This is a genomic window from Longimicrobium terrae (assembly GCF_014202995.1).
In the GTDB taxonomy this organism is placed as follows: Bacteria; Gemmatimonadota; Gemmatimonadetes; order Longimicrobiales; family Longimicrobiaceae; genus Longimicrobium; species Longimicrobium terrae.
Map to the genome: position 1 here is coordinate 605,265 of NZ_JACHIA010000003.1, position 17,023 is coordinate 622,287.

General features: G+C 68.8%; 15 protein-coding genes. 2 read left to right on the forward strand and 13 right to left on the reverse strand.

Annotated elements, in window-relative coordinates; genetic code table 11:
- Positions 1 to 72: 72 nt before the first annotated feature.
- On the forward strand, positions 73 to 1,143 hold the full coding sequence (locus HNQ61_RS08755) for a glycoside hydrolase family 43 protein (protein ID WP_183685584.1): 1,071 nt from the start codon (positions 73 to 75) through the stop codon (positions 1,141 to 1,143).
- A gap of 300 nt (positions 1,144 to 1,443) precedes the next feature.
- Positions 1,444 to 2,508, forward strand: a complete 1,065-nt coding sequence (locus HNQ61_RS08760) for a galactose-1-epimerase (RefSeq protein ID WP_170039963.1) — start codon at positions 1,444 to 1,446, stop codon at positions 2,506 to 2,508.
- Positions 2,509 to 2,755: 247 nt separating this feature from the next.
- On the opposite strand, the gene frr is transcribed toward HNQ61_RS08760, so the two are convergent.
- The 13 genes from frr to HNQ61_RS08825 form a co-directional block, all read right to left on the reverse strand.
- Positions 2,756 to 3,307, reverse strand: coding sequence for a ribosome recycling factor (gene frr / locus HNQ61_RS08765; RefSeq protein ID WP_170039964.1), 552 nt, complete (start codon positions 3,305 to 3,307; stop codon positions 2,756 to 2,758).
- A 35-nt stretch (positions 3,308 to 3,342) separates the two neighbouring features.
- A complete protein-coding gene (gene pyrH, locus HNQ61_RS08770) occupies positions 3,343 to 4,080 on the reverse strand; it encodes a UMP kinase (protein ID WP_170039965.1) in 738 nt (245 codons plus the stop codon).
- Complete coding sequence (gene tsf, locus HNQ61_RS08775) at positions 4,077 to 4,676, reverse strand: translation elongation factor Ts (protein WP_170039966.1); 600 nt, start codon at positions 4,674 to 4,676, stop codon at positions 4,077 to 4,079. The genes pyrH and tsf overlap by 4 nt, the downstream gene beginning before the upstream one ends.
- A gap of 203 nt (positions 4,677 to 4,879) precedes the next feature.
- Positions 4,880 to 5,743 (reverse strand): 30S ribosomal protein S2, encoded by an 864-nt coding sequence (gene rpsB / locus HNQ61_RS08780; RefSeq protein WP_170039967.1) that lies wholly within the window; start codon positions 5,741 to 5,743, stop codon positions 4,880 to 4,882.
- A gap of 206 nt (positions 5,744 to 5,949) precedes the next feature.
- A complete protein-coding gene (gene rpsI / locus HNQ61_RS08785; protein ID WP_170039968.1) occupies positions 5,950 to 6,342 on the reverse strand; it encodes a 30S ribosomal protein S9 in 393 nt (130 codons plus the stop codon).
- 5 nt (positions 6,343 to 6,347) lie between these two features.
- Positions 6,348 to 6,776: a 50S ribosomal protein L13 gene (gene rplM, locus HNQ61_RS08790; RefSeq protein WP_170039969.1), complete on the reverse strand. Its 429-nt coding sequence runs from the start codon at positions 6,774 to 6,776 to the stop codon at positions 6,348 to 6,350.
- Positions 6,777 to 7,203: 427 nt separating this feature from the next.
- The gene (locus HNQ61_RS08795) at positions 7,204 to 8,061 is read right to left on the reverse strand and encodes a sigma-70 family RNA polymerase sigma factor (protein ID WP_170039971.1); all 858 of its coding nucleotides are present in this window, start codon (positions 8,059 to 8,061) and stop codon (positions 7,204 to 7,206) included.
- 289 nt (positions 8,062 to 8,350) lie between these two features.
- A complete protein-coding gene (lepB, locus tag HNQ61_RS08800) occupies positions 8,351 to 9,136 on the reverse strand; it encodes a signal peptidase I (protein ID WP_205762210.1) in 786 nt (261 codons plus the stop codon).
- Positions 9,137 to 9,311: 175 nt separating this feature from the next.
- Positions 9,312 to 11,951 (reverse strand): BamA/TamA family outer membrane protein, encoded by a 2,640-nt coding sequence (locus HNQ61_RS08805; RefSeq protein ID WP_170039973.1) that lies wholly within the window; start codon positions 11,949 to 11,951, stop codon positions 9,312 to 9,314.
- A 347-nt stretch (positions 11,952 to 12,298) separates the two neighbouring features.
- Positions 12,299 to 13,492 carry a hypothetical protein gene (locus tag HNQ61_RS08810; RefSeq protein WP_170039976.1) on the reverse strand — a complete coding sequence of 398 codons (1,194 nt, stop codon included), beginning with the start codon at positions 13,490 to 13,492 and terminating at the stop codon, positions 12,299 to 12,301.
- Between the two features lie 413 nt (positions 13,493 to 13,905).
- The gene (locus tag HNQ61_RS08815; protein WP_170039978.1) at positions 13,906 to 15,105 is read right to left on the reverse strand and encodes a hypothetical protein; all 1,200 of its coding nucleotides are present in this window, start codon (positions 15,103 to 15,105) and stop codon (positions 13,906 to 13,908) included.
- A gap of 139 nt (positions 15,106 to 15,244) precedes the next feature.
- Positions 15,245 to 15,556 carry a hypothetical protein gene (locus HNQ61_RS08820; protein ID WP_170039980.1) on the reverse strand — a complete coding sequence of 104 codons (312 nt, stop codon included), beginning with the start codon at positions 15,554 to 15,556 and terminating at the stop codon, positions 15,245 to 15,247.
- A 258-nt stretch (positions 15,557 to 15,814) separates the two neighbouring features.
- Positions 15,815 to 16,468, reverse strand: a complete 654-nt coding sequence (locus tag HNQ61_RS08825) for a hypothetical protein (protein WP_183685586.1) — start codon at positions 16,466 to 16,468, stop codon at positions 15,815 to 15,817.
- Positions 16,469 to 17,023: the final 555 nt, after the last annotated feature.

The window sequence follows — 17,023 nt, forward strand, 5'->3', positions numbered from 1 at the left end:
CGCACATCCACACCCCAGGGCGCGTGCACCTCACGGCGCCGCGCCCTTCCGTTTCCAACTCCAGGCCGCATGATGATCCTCCGAGCTTTTCCGCGCGCCTCCGCCGTCGCCCTCGCCGCGCTGCTGGCGGCGTGCTCCGGCAACGGCGGCGGCTCCACCGAGCCGCCGCCCGTCGCGAGGTGCACCTTCGCCAACCCGGTGGCGGGGGGCGCCGACCCCTGGGTGGTGCGCTGGAACGGCGCCTACTACATGGTGCAGTCGCGCGACAACGGCATCTACGTGTCGCGCAGCACGCGACTCACCGAGGTGGCGGGGCCCGGCACGCGGGTGTGGGCCGCGCCCGACACGGGGTGGAACCGCACCAACATCTGGGCGCCGGAGCTGCACCGCGTGGACGGGCGCTGGTACATCTACTACGCCGGGGGACGCGCCGGGCCGCCGTTTACGCACCAGCGCGCGGGCGTGCTGGAATCCGCGGGCGACGATCCGCAGGGCGCGTACACCGACCGCGGCATGCTGTACACGGGCGATGACCTGGCGGGCGGGGGCGAGAACAAGTGGGCCATCGACCTCACCGTCGGGCGGGTGAACGGGCAGCTGATGGCGGTGTGGAGCGGATGGGAGAACAACGCGACCACAGACAAGACGGCGCAGCACCTGTACGCCGCGCCCATGTCGAATCCGTACACCATCAGCGGCAACCGCACGCGCCTCAGCTCGCCCGTGGAGCCGTGGGAGCGCGGCACCGAACTGGATCTTCAGGAGGGGCCGGAGTTTCTGCAGCGCGGCGGGCAGACGTTCGTCATCTACTCCACCAAGGAGTCGTGGCTGGAGAACTACCGGCTGGGGCAGCTGCGGCTCACCGGGGCCAACCCGCTGCAGGCTTCCAGCTGGACCAAGAGCGGGCCGGTCTTTCTTCCCGTCGGCGGGGTGCCGGGGGTGGGGCACGCCAGCTTTACCGTGTCGCCCGACAGCAGCGAATCGTGGATCGTGTATCACGCCAAGACCAGCACCACGCCGGGGTGGGACCGCGTGATCCGCATGCAGAAATTCGGGTGGAACGCGGACGGGTCGCCGGACTTCGGCATTCCGGCGGAGTCCGGGCGCCAGATCGCCATGCCTTCCGGGCAGTGCGCTAACTGAGGCGCCTCGCATCGTCCGGTTGAACTGCCGTTTCACACGGAGGTCACGGAGGATGCACGGAGGGCACGGAGGGCACGGAGGAACTGAGAACAGCAGGTCGCACACAGAGTTAGCAGAGTCAACAGAGAGTAACGGAAGAGATCAGGCGGCATCAGTCCAGTCTGTTACTGTTAACTCTGTTGACTCTGTGTGATTCAAAGCGGTTCTTCCCTGCCCTGACGCTTCGCCGTGCGATAGATTTTCGGTTCCGGGCCGCCTGATGAGCGGGCGGCCCTGCTCATGACCAGCCCAGAGGATTCCGTGCAGACTGTGACCGTGCAGCGCTCCCCTTTCGACCATCTGGCGGACGGAACGCCGGTGGAAGCGTTCACGATGGAGCTGCCCGGCGTGGCGCGGGTGCGGGTGAGCGCCTACGCCGGCGCCGTGCTGTCCATCCACGTCCCCGACCGCGACGGCCGCATGGGAGACGTGGTGCTGGGCTTCGACACGCTGGATGAATACCTGGCGGACGAGTCGTTCCAGGGCGCGCTCATCGGCCGCTCCGGCAACCGGATCGCGCGGGGCCGCTTCACGCTGGACGGCCACGAGCACCAGCTGCTGATCAACAACGCGCCCAACCACCTTCACGGCGGTCCCAGGGGCTTCCACAAGCGCCTGTGGGCCGCTGAAACGGTGGAAACGTCCGAGGGTGCCGGCGTGCGCCTGCGGCTCACCAGCGACGACGGAGACCAGGGCTATCCCGGCACGGTGGATGTGACCGTCACTTACCTGCTGACCAGCGAAGGCGCGCTGCGGGTGGAGTACGACGCGGTGACGGACACGCCCACGCCGGTGAACCTGACCCAGCACACGTACTGGAACCTGACGGCAGACCCGCGTCGCGAGATCCTGGGCCACCGCCTCCGCCTGAACGCGGACGCCATCACGCCGGTGGATGAGACGCTGATCCCCACCGGCGAACTGGCCGCCGTCGAGGGCACCCCGTTCGACTTCCGCGACGAGCAGCCCATCGGCGCGCGCGCGGACGCGGACGACGAGCAGTTGCGGTACGCGGGCGGCTACGACCACAACTTCGCGCTGCGTGGCGCGGGGACGCTGGCGCTGGCCGCGCGGGTGCATGAGCCGGAAAGCGGCCGCGTGCTGGAGGTGCACACCACCCAGCCGGGCATCCAGTTCTACTCCGGCAACTTCCTGGACGGCACCACGGTGGGCAAAGGCGGGATCGCGTACGCGCACCGCACGGGGCTGTGCCTGGAGCCGCAGGCCTATCCCGACGCGCCCAACCATCCCCACTTCTCGTCCACCATCCTGCGCCCCGGCGAGCGCTACTCTTCGCTGATCCTCTACCGCTTCGGCGCGGAATAAGAAAAACAGCCTCACACAGAGCCGCAGAGGCGCAGAGAAAAACAACAGCCACGCCTCCTCTTCTCTCTGTGGCTCTGTGTCTCTGTGTGAGATTTTCTTCTGCTGTTCCTCCGTGCCCTCCGTGCATCCTCCGTGACCTCCGTGTGAAACGGCAGTTCAGCGGAATACGAGAACAAACGAAAGCGGGGGCGCACGATCCGAATCGTGCGCCCCCGCCTTGTCATCAAAGGAAACCGATCAAGGAGGTTCAGACCTCCATGACCTCGGCTTCCTTGGCCTTGACCATCTCTTCCACCTTGGCCACGTACTGGTCCGTCAGCTTCTGCACGTCGCCCTGCTCGCGGCGGATGTCGTCCTCGCTCAGGCCGTCATCCTTCTGGCGCGCCTTGACCTCATCGTTGGCGTCCTTGCGCACCTGCCGCACGGCGACGCGCGCTTCCTCGGCCATCTTGTGCAGCATCTTCACGAACTCCCGGCGCCGGTCCTCGGTAAGAGCCGGAATGGGAATGCGCACCAGGTTGCCGTCGTTGCTGGGGTTGAGCCCCAGGTCCGACTCGCGCAGCGCCTTTTCGATGGCCTTGATCTGGGTCTTGTCCCAGGGCTGAATGGTGAGCATGCGCGGCTCGGGCGCGCTCACCGTGCCCACCTGGTTCAGGGGCATCAGGTTGCCGTAGGCCTCCACCCGCACCGAATCCAGCAGCGCGGGGTTGGCCTTGCCGGTGCGCACGCTCTGGAAGTCGCGGCGCAGCGCCTCGATGGCGCTTTCCATTCGCTGACGGGCTTTCTGCAGGCTGGACATGGCGTTCCGGTCTCCGGATCAGGTCGAAGTAAGGCTCAGTGAACCAGCGTGCCGATGCGCTCGCCGCGCACCACCCGGGACACCGCGCGCGGCGCATCCAGGTTCAGCACCACGATGGGAATGTGGTTTTCCTTGCACAGCGACAGCGCCGCCGCGTCCATCACCCCCAACTCGCGCGACAGCGCGTCCAGGTACGAGATCTCGGGGATGAACTCGGCGTTCGGGTCCTTGTTGGGGTCCGCCGAGTAGATACCGTCCACCTTGGTGGCCTTGATGATCACGTCGGCGTTCATTTCGATCCCGCGCAGCACCGCCGCGGTGTCGGTGCTGAAGTACGGATTCCCCGTTCCGCCGGCAAAGATCACCACGCGCCCCTTTTCCAGGTGGCGCATGGCCCGCCGGCGGATGTACGGCTCGGCCAACTGCTCCATGCGGATGGCCGTGAGCACGCGCGTTTCCACGCCCTTGCGCTCCAGGCTGTTCTGGATCGCCAGCGCGTTGATGACCGTGGCCAGCATCCCCATGTAGTCGGCGCTCACCCGGTCCATCCCCTCGGCGCTGGCCTTGGTGCCGCGGACGATGTTGCCGCCCCCGATCACCAGCCCCAGCGCCACGCCCATCTCATGGACGTGGCGGATCTCGTCGATCAGGCGGTCGACGACGGGAGGGCTGATGCCAAAACCCTGCTCCCCGGCAAGCGCCTCGCCGGAGATCTTCAACAGCACGCGGGGATAGTGCAGCCCCTCGGTCCCGCCGTCGGCCGCCCCGCTCATTCGCCCAGGCCGTAGCGCGAGAAGCGGCGCACGTCGATCTTTTCGCCCGTCTTGGCGCTGACTTCGGTGATCAGCTGGCCCACGGTCTGGTCGGGGTTCTTCACGTACGGCTGCTCCAGCAGCGCCTGGTCGGCGTAGAACTTGTCGATCTTGCCGTCCACGATCTTGTCCCAGATGGCTTCCGGCTTGCCGGATTCCTTCATCTGCTCGCGGTACACGGCGCGCTCGCGCTCCACCAGCTCGGCCGGAAAGTCTTCACGGCGGATCGCCACCGGGTTGGCCGCGGCGATGTGCATGGCAATGTCGCGCACCAGCTGCTGAAAGGCGTCGTTGCGGGCCACGAAGTCGGTCTCGCAGTTCACTTCCACCAGCACGCCGATCTTGCCGCCCATGTGGATGTAGCTGCCGATGGCGCCTTCACGGGCCTCGCGCTCGGCGCGCTTGGCCGCCTTGGCCGCGCCGCGGGCGCGCAGCAGGTCGATCGCCGCCTCCATGTCGCCGCCGGACTCGGTGAGCGCGCCCTTGCACTCCATCATCCCGGCCCCGGTGCGCTCCCGGAGTTCCTTGACCGCCTGTGCGCTGATTACGTTGGACATCGTAGAGTATCCGTCCCGGAAAAGTGCGTCGTTTGCTGTCGGCCGGCGCTGCGGCGGGGCCGCGGGCCGGAGAATCGGGGTTCCGGGGCGCTCGCGCAACCCCGTAGCCCGGCGAATTCGCCCGCGCGGTGCGCGGGTACGGAAAGGGGCCGCCGGCGTGCTGCGCCGGGGGCCCCTGAAAAACCGTGCGCTCGGCGCGGGCCTCAGCCCTCGTCGCCCCCGTCAGCCGACCCCGGAGCGCCGCCGGCGCTGGGCCGGCGCTTGCGGCGCGGGCGGCGCTTCTGGTTGCGGTCGTCGCCGCGGTCGGCCGGCTTCTGCTCGCCGGTCTCGCTGCTGTACGTGGTCGCCTCGGGCTCGTCGCTGCGGCGGCGGTCGTCCACCGGCATGGCGGCGCGGGCCTCCAGGATGGCGTCGGTGATGGCGCCGCTGATCACTTCCACCGCGCGGATCGCGTCGTCGTTGCCCGCGATGGGCACCGTGAGCAGGTCCGGGTCGGCGTTGGTGTCGGCGATGGCGATCACCGGAATGCCCAGCTTGTTGGCCTCGCTGATGGCGATCTTTTCACGCTTGGCGTCCACCACGAACAGCGCGCCCGGCAGGCGGGCCATGTCCTTCACACCGGCCAGGTACTTCTCCAGGCGCTCGCGCTCCCGGTCAAGCATCAGGCGTTCCTTCTTGGTGTAGTGCTCGAAGGCGCCCTCGTCCTGGCCGCGCTCCAGCTCGCGCATGCGGCGGATCTGCTTCTTGATCGTGGTGAAGTTGGTGAGCATGCCGCCCAGCCAGCGCTCCGTCACGAAGAACGACCCCGACCGCTCGCTGGTGCTTTCCACCACGCCCTTGAGCTGCTTCTTGGTGCAGACAAAGAGAATGCGGTCGCCGCGCGACACCACGCCCCGCACCAGCTCCTGGGCGAGTTCGATCTGCCGCTGCGTCTTCTTGAGGTCGATGATGTAGATGCCGTTGCGCTCCGCGAAGATGAACTTGCGCATCTTCGGGTTCCACCGGCTGGTCTGGTGCCCGAAATGGACACCGGCTTCCAGGAGTTCCTGGATCTGAGGGACGGCCATGCTGATCGGTCCTGTAAGTACGGTTTTCCCTGCGGCCCCACCCCGGGGCCCGGGCTTCCACCGCCGTCATCCGCCGCGCCGACCGCCGGTGTACGGCGGCACCCGGCACGGGCGTCGGGCAGTGTGCTTGATCGGTCGGGATTCGGGAAACACCGGTGCCGGAACAGCGCATGGCCGCTCCGGCACCGCGATTCCCACGCTCCCGATCAGCGCTTGCTGAACTGGAAGCGCTTGCGGGCGCCCGGACGTCCGGGCTTCTTGCGCTCCACCTCGCGCGGGTCGCGCGTCAGCAGGCCCTCGGCCCGCAGGGTGGGGCGGAAGTCCTCGTTGATCTTGACGAGCGCGCGCGCCACGCCAAGGCGGATGGCGTCGGCCTGGCCGCGAAGCCCGCCGCCGGCCACCGTCACCTTCACGTCGTACTGCCCGTCGGTCTGCGTCGCCACCAGCGGACGGCTGGCGGACTGCTGCAGCACGTGGCGGGGCAGGTGCGCCTCCAGCGTGCGGCCGTTTACCGACCAGGTGCCGTTGCCCGGGCGCAGGTACACGCGCGCCACGGAGGTCTTGCGGCGCCCGACTGCGTTGATCTGTTCCGTCGCCATGATGATCAGAAGGTGAGGGGCTCGGGATTCTGCGCCTGGTGCGGATGCTCCGTCCCGGCGTACACCTTCAGCTTCTTGCGCATCTGGCGGCCGAGGGCGTTCTTGGGCATCATGCCCTTCACCGCAAGCTCAATCACCCGCTCGGGGTGCTTGGCCAGCATTTCGCGGAAGGGGATGAACTTTTCCCCGCCCATGTAGCCGGTGTGCTTGAAGTAGGTCTTCTGGTCGGCCTTGTTGCCGCTCAGACGGACCTTGTCCGCGTTGATGACCACGACGTAGTCGCCGGTGTCCAGGTGCGGCGTGAAGATCGGCTTGTGCTTGCCGCGCAGAACGCGGGCAATCTCCGTCGCCACACGGCCGAGGATCTTGCCCCCGGCGTCGACGACGTACCACTTGTGCTCGATCTCGCCCGCCTTAACGGAATACGTCTTCATTCTACTCTCTCGCGCCCAAGGCGCGGGCCTGTGCCGGCCTGTGCCGGCGGGTTCTGGTGTTCCGGACGAAAACTCCGCTTCCGGCGCCGTGCCGGAGGCGGAGTGGCGTGGTCGGGACAGACCGTCACAATACAGGGTTCGGGCGAATGTGTCAACCCAGGGCGGCGGGGATGGGCGGCAGAGGGGCGGGGGCGAGCGCCGGAGTGCTCGGCTCCAGGTGCTCGGTGCCCAGGGCAGGTCCCCAGCGATCCCCGGCAGCCGGTGGCATCGATGGCGCGCGCTTCCGGTCGTGCGACCGGTTCCGCGACGGACCGCGGGCGCGGCGAATCGGCGGAACGCCGGGGATCCAAAACAGCGGAGGGCGCACGATTCTCGTGCGCCCTCTCGTCATCAACCCCGGGCGAGGACAATCCTCGCGGTCCATCGACTAGATCAGGAACGTCTCCAGGAAGCGCGCGCGGGACTGGTGGCGCAGGCGAAGCAGGGCTTTCTCCTTGATCTGCCGCACCCGCTCGCGCGTGATGCCGAAGCTTTCGCCAATCTGCTCCAGTGTCATGGGCTCCGTGTCGCCCAGGCCGAAGTACAGGCGCAGCACCTTGCTTTCGCGCTCGCTCAGCGTTCCCAGCGCGTCGTCGATCGTCCGCTTGAGCGCGTGCTCGTACACCTCGTCGTCCGGGCCCGGCGACACCGTGTCGCTCAGGTAGTCCAGCAGCTGCCCGTCCTCCCCCGGAACCAGCGGCGCATCGAGCGACAGGTACACCTGCGACATCGCCAGCGCGTGGCTGATCTCGTTTTCCGGCACCTCCAGCTCCGACGCGATCTCCTGCAGCGTGGGTTCGCGCCCCAGCTCCTGCGTGAGCGCGGAGCTGCGCTTGCCGATGCGGTGCACCGCCCCCGCCCGGCTCAGCGGCACCCGCACGATGCGCGACTGCTCCGCCAGCGCCTGCAGAATCGCCTGCCGGATCCACCAGACGGCGTAGGAGATGAACTTGATCCCCTTGGTCTCGTCGAACTTCCGCGCCGCCCGCATGAGGCCGATGTTGCCCTCGTTAATGAGGTCGGCCAGCGATACGCCCTGGTTCTGGTACTTCTTGGCCACCGCCACCACGAACCGCAGGTTGGCGCGCACCAGCCGCTCCAGCGACTCGGATTCTCCTTCGCGGATCCGCTGCGCCAGCCGGCACTCTTCTTCGCGGTTGATGAGCGGGTATACGCTGATCTCGCGGAGGTACTGGTCCAGCGACTCGGATTCGGCCGGAAGTTTCTTGGGCGGGCTGAAGGTCATCGGCGTGCTCCGGGGGACGGAAGCTGGGGGCCGTTCGGGAGGACCCGGCGGAGATTGCGCCGAGAGGCGCGGTACAGCGGAAGAGAAGCAGTGATCCCCGGGCGGGGACCACCTGCCACGGAACATGGAAAACCCGCCTTACCCTGTCAACCCCCCTTCACAAACCCGCGTGCCCGCTCGCAAAAAGATACGGCGCGATCACTGGATTCCAGGATCGCGCCGCTATTTGTTTAGCACCTTTTGTCCCTTCCCATCGCCAGCCGCCCATCCCCTTCCCGCCGTTCCGGAATCAGCGGATCACGTCGCCGATCCTCCCCCAGCGCACGCGCGTCAGCCAGTCGAACTGCTCGGTCAGGTCGTGCTGAAAGGAGTAGTAGACGAACATGGGGCGGCCGCGGATGGCGCGCGCGTCCAGGAAGCCCCAGTAGCGCGAATCCTCTGACCGGTCGCGGTTGTCGCCCAGCGCAAAGAACTTCCCCGCGGGCACCACCAGCGGTCCCCAGTTGTCGCGCGTGGGATGGTACGTCTTCCACGTGAGCCGGCGGTTCACCAGGTAGGCGAGCTGCCAGTCCATCTGCGGGTCCGCGGGGTCGCTCAGCGGATCGGTGTGGCGGGCGTACGGCTCCGTCATCTCCACGTGGTTGCGGTACAGCACCTTGTCGCGCATCTCCAGCGTGTCGCCCGGCGAGCCCACGATGCGCTTTACGTAGTTCTTGTGCGGATCGTGCGGGGGAAGAAAGACGATCACGTCCCCGCGGCGCGGCAGCGAAAAGGCGGGCAGGCGCTGGTGCGTCAGCGGGATCTCGGCGCCGTATACCGCCTTGTTCACCAGCAGAAAGTCGCCGACCAGCAGCGTGCCTTCCATGGACCCCGTGGGGATCTTGAAGGCTTCCACCGCAAAGGTGCGGATGACCAGAAAGAGGAGGATGGCGGTGCTGATCGCCTTGGTCCACTCCCACATCCACCGGCCGGTGCTCATCTGCCGCGGATCCACCGGCGCGGACGAGGAAGTGGACGGCCCGAGGGAGCCGCCCGCCGGGGCGTGAAAGGGATCGCTGTGCAGGTCGTCCATCATGCTCTTGCCCAAGAGGCGGTCCCGCGCGGCCGTGGAGCCGGCCGCCGGACGGAATCCCGCGAACCTCACACTACCCCGCCCCATCCGCACCCGTTCCGCGCGCCGCACCGGCCGCGCCCCCCGGTGCGGCGGACAGCGGGCGGACGACGATCAACCACTGCCGTCCACCCGCCGATCAGAACGGCAGGCCGAAGCCCGCGTACAGCCGCGTGACGTCTGCGCGCGCGTAGGTCAGCGTCACCACGCGCCCGGTCGTCTCGAACCACGCGCCGCCGCCCCACGACGGGTGCCAGTCGCCGGGCGATTCCCCGTCCAGCCACACGCGCCCGGCCTCGCCGAAGCCGAAGACGCCCACGCGGGCGCGCACCAGCACGTGCACCTGGCCCACCGGCTGCCGCACCTCCGCCGCGCCGAACGCCGCCGCGTCGCCCGCGAAGCGCTGGTACGGAAAGCCGCGCAGTGACTCGCCGCCGCCCAGGTACGCCGCTTCCTGGAAGGGATAGCCGCCGCGCACCACCGCGCCGCCCGCGCGCAACGCCAGCGAGGTGCCGCCGGCCAGCAGCGGCAGGTAGGCGCGGCCCTCCCCTTCCACGCGGGCGAACGGGCCGCCCGCGTCGTGCGCCAGCGCCCGCGCACCGCCGCGCACCAGCCAGCCGCCGCGCGTTACCGGCAGCGTGTCGCGTGCGTCGATCTGCACGCCGCCCGCAAGGCCGGCCTCCACCAGTCCGTCGCCGCCGCGCAGGGGGGCGAGACGATCCGCGTCGTCGCGCGGGTCCATCCACCGCGCCACCGGGCCGATGGAGTAGGACGTGCGCGAGCCGGTCCATCCGTACCACCGCGCCTCCGCGTTCACCACGGAATGCGTGACCTCGTACTCCTCCTCGATGTCGCCCGGGGACTCGTTGCCCAGGCCGTGGAAGCGGATCACGTCGAACGTGCGCGCCCCCGCCACCAGGCGCAGCCCGTCGCGCGACGAGGTCCGGCGGAAGTCCGCGTCCGCCTCCACCCCGACCCCGTCCTCCAGCGGCGCGTACACGCCGCGCAGGCTGATCTCCCGCTTGTACGGCTGGCGGCGGAATCCGTACCGCGTCCACCGCGGCCCCGCGCCCAGCACCGGGCCCACGTTGGGCTGCCAGCGCGCGTACGGGGAAATGGGCGCGAAGTCCACGCCCCAGTCGCGCGGCGCGGGCGGGTTGCCGAACAGCGAACGCGGCGCGGGGGGATCGTATGGACGGGTATCCACCTTGGTCCCGGGCCCGCGCACGAAGCGGTTGTCGCCGCGGTCGTCGTGGATGACGGTGGAGCGGGCGCCGGCCCGTCCGGAATCCGCCAGCACGTCGTCGCCACCGCCGCCGATCAGCCGAACCTGGATGGAGTTGGACGCCGTGCCCCGCACGACCGCCTGGTCATCCCCGCCCTGCAGGTACAGGCGCACCTCGCGCGTCTCCGACGGGACGAAGCGGCGGCGGAACCAGGTTCCGGGTACGCCCTCGCTGCGGATCACGACGTCCACCGAACCGTCGGGCAGCCGCTGCACCTCCGCGCGCTCCTTTTCGTCCGTGGAGTGCACGTTCACGTCGCTGGCGAGAAGCGCGTAGAACTGCCCCGCGGCTTCGCCCAGGTGGTCGCGGCGCGAGCGCAGCTGGCCGGCGAGGACCTCCGCGTTCAGCGGAATGTACTCCGCGGGCATCCGCCGCACCGCGCCCTCGATCACCGCGTCCGTCACCCGCCCCTTCACGAACGCCACCGCCGAGTCCCAGGCCGCGCGGTCCAGTTCCGACAGCAGCCGGCGGTCCAGGTCACCGCCCGTCTTCACCAGCCCCGGCACGTCCACGTAGTCCTCGTCCCACCGCGCAAACTGCGGCGCGGCGGCGCGCACCGGCAGGTTCAGCAGCCCGGCGTAGTCGTTGAACGCGTTGTCGCGGTCGCGCGGAATGGGACGCCACCGCCAGTTGTCGCCGCTCTTGTAGCCGGCCCACCGCCACTGGTCCAGGTGCCGGTCCCAGTCGCCCACCAGAATGTCCATCAGCCGCGCGACCAGGTACTCGCGCGCGTCCAGCCGCTCGCGCGGGTCTTCCTCCAGCCGCTCGAACAGGCGGTCCGTCCCGATTACCTTCTGGGCTCCGGCAAAGGCGGGAGCGCCGTCCTCGTCGTCCTCCGGGCGCAGCTCCACCCAGCCCAGCCGCCCGGCGAAGCGCTCGCGGTACTCGCCCAGAAACGCGTGGTCGGGCATCACGAACAGGCGGGGCTGCACGTGCAGGATCCCCACGGCGGTCAGCAGCGGGTCTACGACCAGCGCGGACGCGGGATGCTTGTTGGCCACCTCGTCCTGCGCCACCGTCTGCACCGGGCCGCCGCGCAGGTCCGGCGGCAGCCCGCGCGCGGGGTCCTTGTCCACCGAGCGGAACACGTATTCGCGCCCGTCGCGGCCCCGAAGCCGCAGCGATTCCGTCGCCAGCCCGCCGCCTTCCTGCTCCACCCGCAGCCCGCCGGCAAAGGTGTCCGGCGCCAGGACGGGGACGCGGATGGGCGTGGCCCACAGGTCCCGGTACGCGCCGCCCCACAGCGAGCGGTGAAAGGAGCCGACCTGATAGCGCGCGCCCGCCGCGACCGTCGCGGTCTGCTGCGCCGCGGCGGTGCTGGCCGCGGTGGCCAGCGCGAACGCCAGCGCCGCAGGGGAAAGGAGCCGCGCCGTGCGCCGGCGCTCCGCCGGAACGAATGCGCCGAGGGGGGCGGCGCCACCTCGCCCGCACCCGACCAGGCGACCGCCGGCACCACCCGGAACGCCAGCAGCAGGATCGCCAGCCATGTCCATTGGATCGTCCACGTGAAAAGGAGATTGGAGGGTCAACGCCCGTAGAATCCAGACGAATGCAAATGAGGAGCCCGCACGAGAAAACGGCGGGCGCGGCGGAATGAAACGAGGTCGGTGTCGATCGGGAGTGCGGCCGGACGCGGAGGAAGATCATCTTTCCCGAACGCGGCCATGGGCAGCGGGAGAAGGGACTCTCCTCGAACCGGGGTGCGGAATGACTCCGGCCGGGCGGCATGACGGGATGCAGCCCCGTATCCGGGAGTGGGATCCGCGGATCAACAGAAAAAGAAAAGGAGGAGCGCCTTGCGGCGCCCCTCCTTTTTTACTTCGGGCATTGCGCGTGGCGATTACTCGCCGCGCACCGCACCCGCCTTGACGTCCACCTGGTACGGCTGGAACTCGCAGCCGGAGCGGACCGGGATGTAGATCACATCCGGGCTGCCCGTCGCGCCGTTCTCGGCGAACACGCTCACGCCCTGGTACTCGCCCGCACGGGTCACATCCGTGACGCCGAGCACGCGGGGCAGGCCGTACTTCACGTACCGGCGGCCCATGACCGTGACCGGTTCGTTGTTGATGAACCACGTCGAGCTCGCGGCGTAGCCGGTCATGCTCGGCGTGCCACCCATGTAGGTGGTGTCACCCGTCTGCGTGTTGTACGTCGCAGACATGTTGCGCAGCGCACCGTTCTCAACCACGCACACCTGGATGTCGCGCGTCGGCGACTGAGCCGGCGGCGGCGTCACCACGGTCGGCGGCGGCGGCGGCGGCGGGGGCGGCGGCGGCGGCGGGGGAGGAGGCGGCGGCAGCAGGTTGCCGAACGCAGCCTTCAGGCCCAGCACGAGGCGCGGCGTGAACGTGATCTTGTCCTCACCACCGACGTTGTCGTTGTCCGACACGTGCGCCGGCGAGTCGTAGCCGTGCACCGCCAGTTCGCCGAACAGGCCCAGCGCGGAGCCGATCGGGAACAGGTCGGCACCCACGCCGACCACACCCTGGCCGACCGTCGACAGGGTCGGGCGATCCGAGACGCAGACACCGTTGCTGATCCAGACCGGAACGGCCTGGCAGCCCGGGTACGTTCCGGTTCCGGCGATGTTGGCCGTGTAGCCGCCGCCGCCCAGGAAGAAGTACGTGCTGGCCATCAGGTTGCCGGCCGTTTCGCTCGCGGCGAACGGACGGAACACCAGGTCCAGGTCGTACAGGTAGCTGTTGACCGTGTAGTCGGTGTCGAAATCGACGTTGCTGTCTTCATCTTCCGGCATGTTCTGCGGCATGTACGCGCCGTGAACACGCAGACCCAGCGAGGGCGTGAAGAAGAAGGCACCGGTCGCGCCGAAGATGGGCGCGAACTCGGGGGCCCAGCTGGTGTCGTCGCCGCCGTTGGAGGTGCTGAACCACGGAGTGGTGTAGCTGCCACCGGCGTACACGCCCAGCTCGAACTGGCTGGCGCGGCGCATCATCATATCCTGCGCCGACGCTTCCCCCGCCCCCGCCGCCAGCACGGCTGCTGCCAGCGCAGACGTAGCGAGTTTTTTCATCCTTTTCTCCCTAACAGGGTGATCGCGAACCTTCCCCACCACGGGGAACGAAACTTCGCGGCACGAGACCATACAAGAACGATGCCAACACAACTCACATTCACGGAGAATCGAGCCGGGCTCCACCTCCCCCACGGCCCAGTCCGTTGCCGCGCAACCGCTTGCAATAGCGCGAATCCATCCGCGCCCGTAATTCGCCCGTCATGCCGGTTGGCGGCCGCGCGTGTCATACCGACGCCCTCGGGTGGGGCAGAGGCCGAACATCCACGCCAGAATGGCACCGGCCGCGGCATGCAACGAACGTTCGAACTTTTGCACCGCTTTGCGTAGCGGCTGCGGCATCGGGGGGATGCAAAAGGAGGGGCGCCATGTGGCGCCCCTCCTTTTTCACTTCCGGGCATTGCGCGTGGCGATTACTCGCCGCGCACCGCACCCGCCTTGACGTCCACCTGGTACGGCTGGAACTCGCAGCCGGAGCGGACCGGGATGTAGATCACATCCGGGCTGCCCGTCGCGCCGTTCTCGGCGAACACGCTCACGCCTTGGTACTCGCCCGCACGGGTCACGTCGGTGACGCCGAGCACGCGGGGCAGGCCGTACTTCACGTACCGGCGGCCCATGACCATGACCGGTTCGTTGTTGATGAACCACGTCGAGCTCGCGGCGTAGCCGGTCATGCTCGGCGTGCCACCCATGTAGGTGGTGTCACCCGTCTGCGTGTTGTACGTCGCAGACATGTTGCGCAGCGCACCGTTCTCCACCACGCACACCTGGATCTCGCGCGTCGGCTGCGTGACCGGCGGCTGCGGAGCCGGGGGCGGCGGCGGCGGCGGGGGAGGCGGCGGCGGCGGCGGCGGCGGGGGAGGAGGAGGCGGCAGCAGGTTGCCGAACGCAGCCTTCAGGCCCAGCACGAGGCGCGGCGTAAAGGTGATCTTGTCTTCAGCCGTGTTGCTGTCGTCCGACACGTGCGCCGGCGAGTCGTAGCCGTGCACCGCCAGCTCGCCGAACAGGCCCAGCGCGGAGCCGATCGGGAACAGGTCGGCGCCGACGCCCACCACACCCTGGCCAACGGTGGACAGCGTGGGGCTGTCCGACACGCACACGCCGTTGGTGATCCAGACCGGAACGGCCTGGCAGCCGGGGTAGTTGCCGCTTCCCGCGATGTTGGCCGTGTAGCCGCCGCCGCCCAGGAAGAAGTACGTGCTGGCCATCAGGTTGCCGGCCGTCTCGCTTGCGGCGAACGGACGGAACACCAGGTCCAGGTCGTACAGGTAGCTGTTGACGACGTAGTCAGACTCGAAATCGACGTTGCTGTCCTCGTCTTCCGGCAGGTTCTGCGGCATGTACGCGCCGTGAACCCGCAGGCCCAGCGAGGGCGTAAAGAAGAACGCGCCCGTCGCGCCGAAGATGGGCGCGAACTCCGGGGCCCAGCTGGTGTCGTCGCCGCCGTTGGCCGACGTGCTGAACCACGGGGTGGTGTAACTTCCGCCGGCGTACACGCCCAGCTCGAAAGCGCTGGCGCGGCGCATCATCATGTCCTGCGCGCCCGCCTCCGCCGTGGTGCCCACCGCGAGAACCGCGGCGGCCAGGGCGGTTGTTGCCAATCTCTTCATCTGTCTTCTCCGAACCGGGTGTTGATCACACTTCGCTTGCCATTCATCCGCGCCCGTACCGGGCCGCGGTCCCGCAGGGCGCAGCCCGCGCGCCCTTCCCTCCCCTGCCCGTCCGGCGCCGCCTGCTCGCCGGGATCCTTCAGAACGCCTTGAGCACCGCGCCCAGCACCGCGCCGTACACCCCGTGGCCGGCCAGAATGGCCCAAGGCGTCGCGCGGCCCCATGCCAGGCCGTAGCGGCCCGGCGGCGGCATGCGTCCTTCCTTTACCGCCTTGCTCACCCTGGTCAGAAGGGGGAGCGCTCCCACCACCGCCGCCCCGTTCAGGAGCCCCAGCAGCGTGCCCAGCGCCCATCCCGGCCCGCCCAGCGCCCGCATGAGCCCCGCGTACACCGCGGCGACCACCACCACGTTCAGGGCAAAGAAGAGCAAGAAGCCTACCGTCTCGGTCACGGGAACGTTGGGATCCCGGTAAAACAGACATCCCAGCTGGGTGGTGGGGCTGAACCGGGTCCACTCAAAGCTCCGGAACAGCCAGAAAACACACGCCGAAAGGATGGTGGCCACGAAGCCCGACCACAAAATCGCGTTCCACGACACTCCCATTCCCTCCGCCTCACCCGTTCGGCCCGGCGTGCCGGGCCCCGTCCGTGTCGTGCGGCGCCCGCGCGATGCGGGGCCGTGCCGGCCCTCTCAGGCCGGGTGCGTTGCTCAGCGCGCGGAGGCCGACGCGTTCACCGAAGCGGGGGCCGTGCGGCCGTCGGCTTCGCGGCGCGGAACCCGGCTGGCGTCCAGCCCCGGGAGCACGTCGTCGGCGACGATGCGCAGCGCCCGGTTGAAGATGACGTCCGACACGCCTTCGGGAATCGTCATCACGTCCAGGTACAGATCCACCGCCTCGTGCAGAGGCACTTCTTCGGCCAGCGCCTTGCCGAACACCAGCGCGTTCTGAACGTGCGTCTCAAAGAGCGCGTCTTCGGCACGCGCCGACGCCAGGTTGATGCGCTGGCGAAGATCGTCCTGCACGCGGCCCTTGATGCGGCGGCGGACGCGAGAGAACACCGCGTCGAACCGACCCGAATCGTCGCCCTGCGCGCGCGTTTCATCCGGAAGGTCCGACTCGTCGTCGGACAGGTCGAGGTTGAGTTCCTCGGCTTCCGTCAGCCCCGTCCGCCGTCCGATGGCGGCCAGCGCGCGGCTTCCAACGTTGCGGGCCTGCTCCGGGGTAAGCCGGAGAATGCGCGCGTAGATGTCGAGCGCGGAATCGAAGGGCAGCTCGTCGTGCACCAGGTCCACCAGCGCGAGCACGTGGCGAACGTGCGTGCTGAGCAGCCGCTCCTGGCAGACCGCGGTGGTAAGGTCCACCTGCCGCTGCATTGCGCGCGAGATTTTCCGAGTGAGCGCCACGGGTGCCGTCTCCGTTAGTCCTGTGTGAGCCAGCCCCCGTTCCCTGCTCTGGCAGGGCCCATCCTCCGGGGGCGTTCGCGAACGGCGGGGAGCAAGTTCCATTCCCCACTCTGGCAGGCCGCGCTCCGGCCGAACCAGCGTTGCTCCCCGCCACCAAAGCAAACTACGGTCCGCCGCGTCAGCCAGCGGGTGAAATCCGGGCCGGGATCGGGATAGGGGGGCCGGAGTTACCCCCGGCACCCCTCCCCCACCACCGTACGTACGGGTCCGTATACGGCGGTTCAGAAGGTTGATGGACTGGATTGTGGAGCCCCGTCCTGGTCGAAGAGGCTGCTCTCCGCCGTCGGTGTCTCCTCGCTGCGCGGTACTCTCGGGGCTTCACCCCTACCCTCCCGTGCGAGCCCCGCCGAAGCAGGCATCGGCCTCCCTTCCGTTCGGCCCTTCATCGGCGAGGCTGGGTACAAGCGCCTTCGGCACCTCCTCCGACTACTATGGCCTCTGCTGACTTCTCGC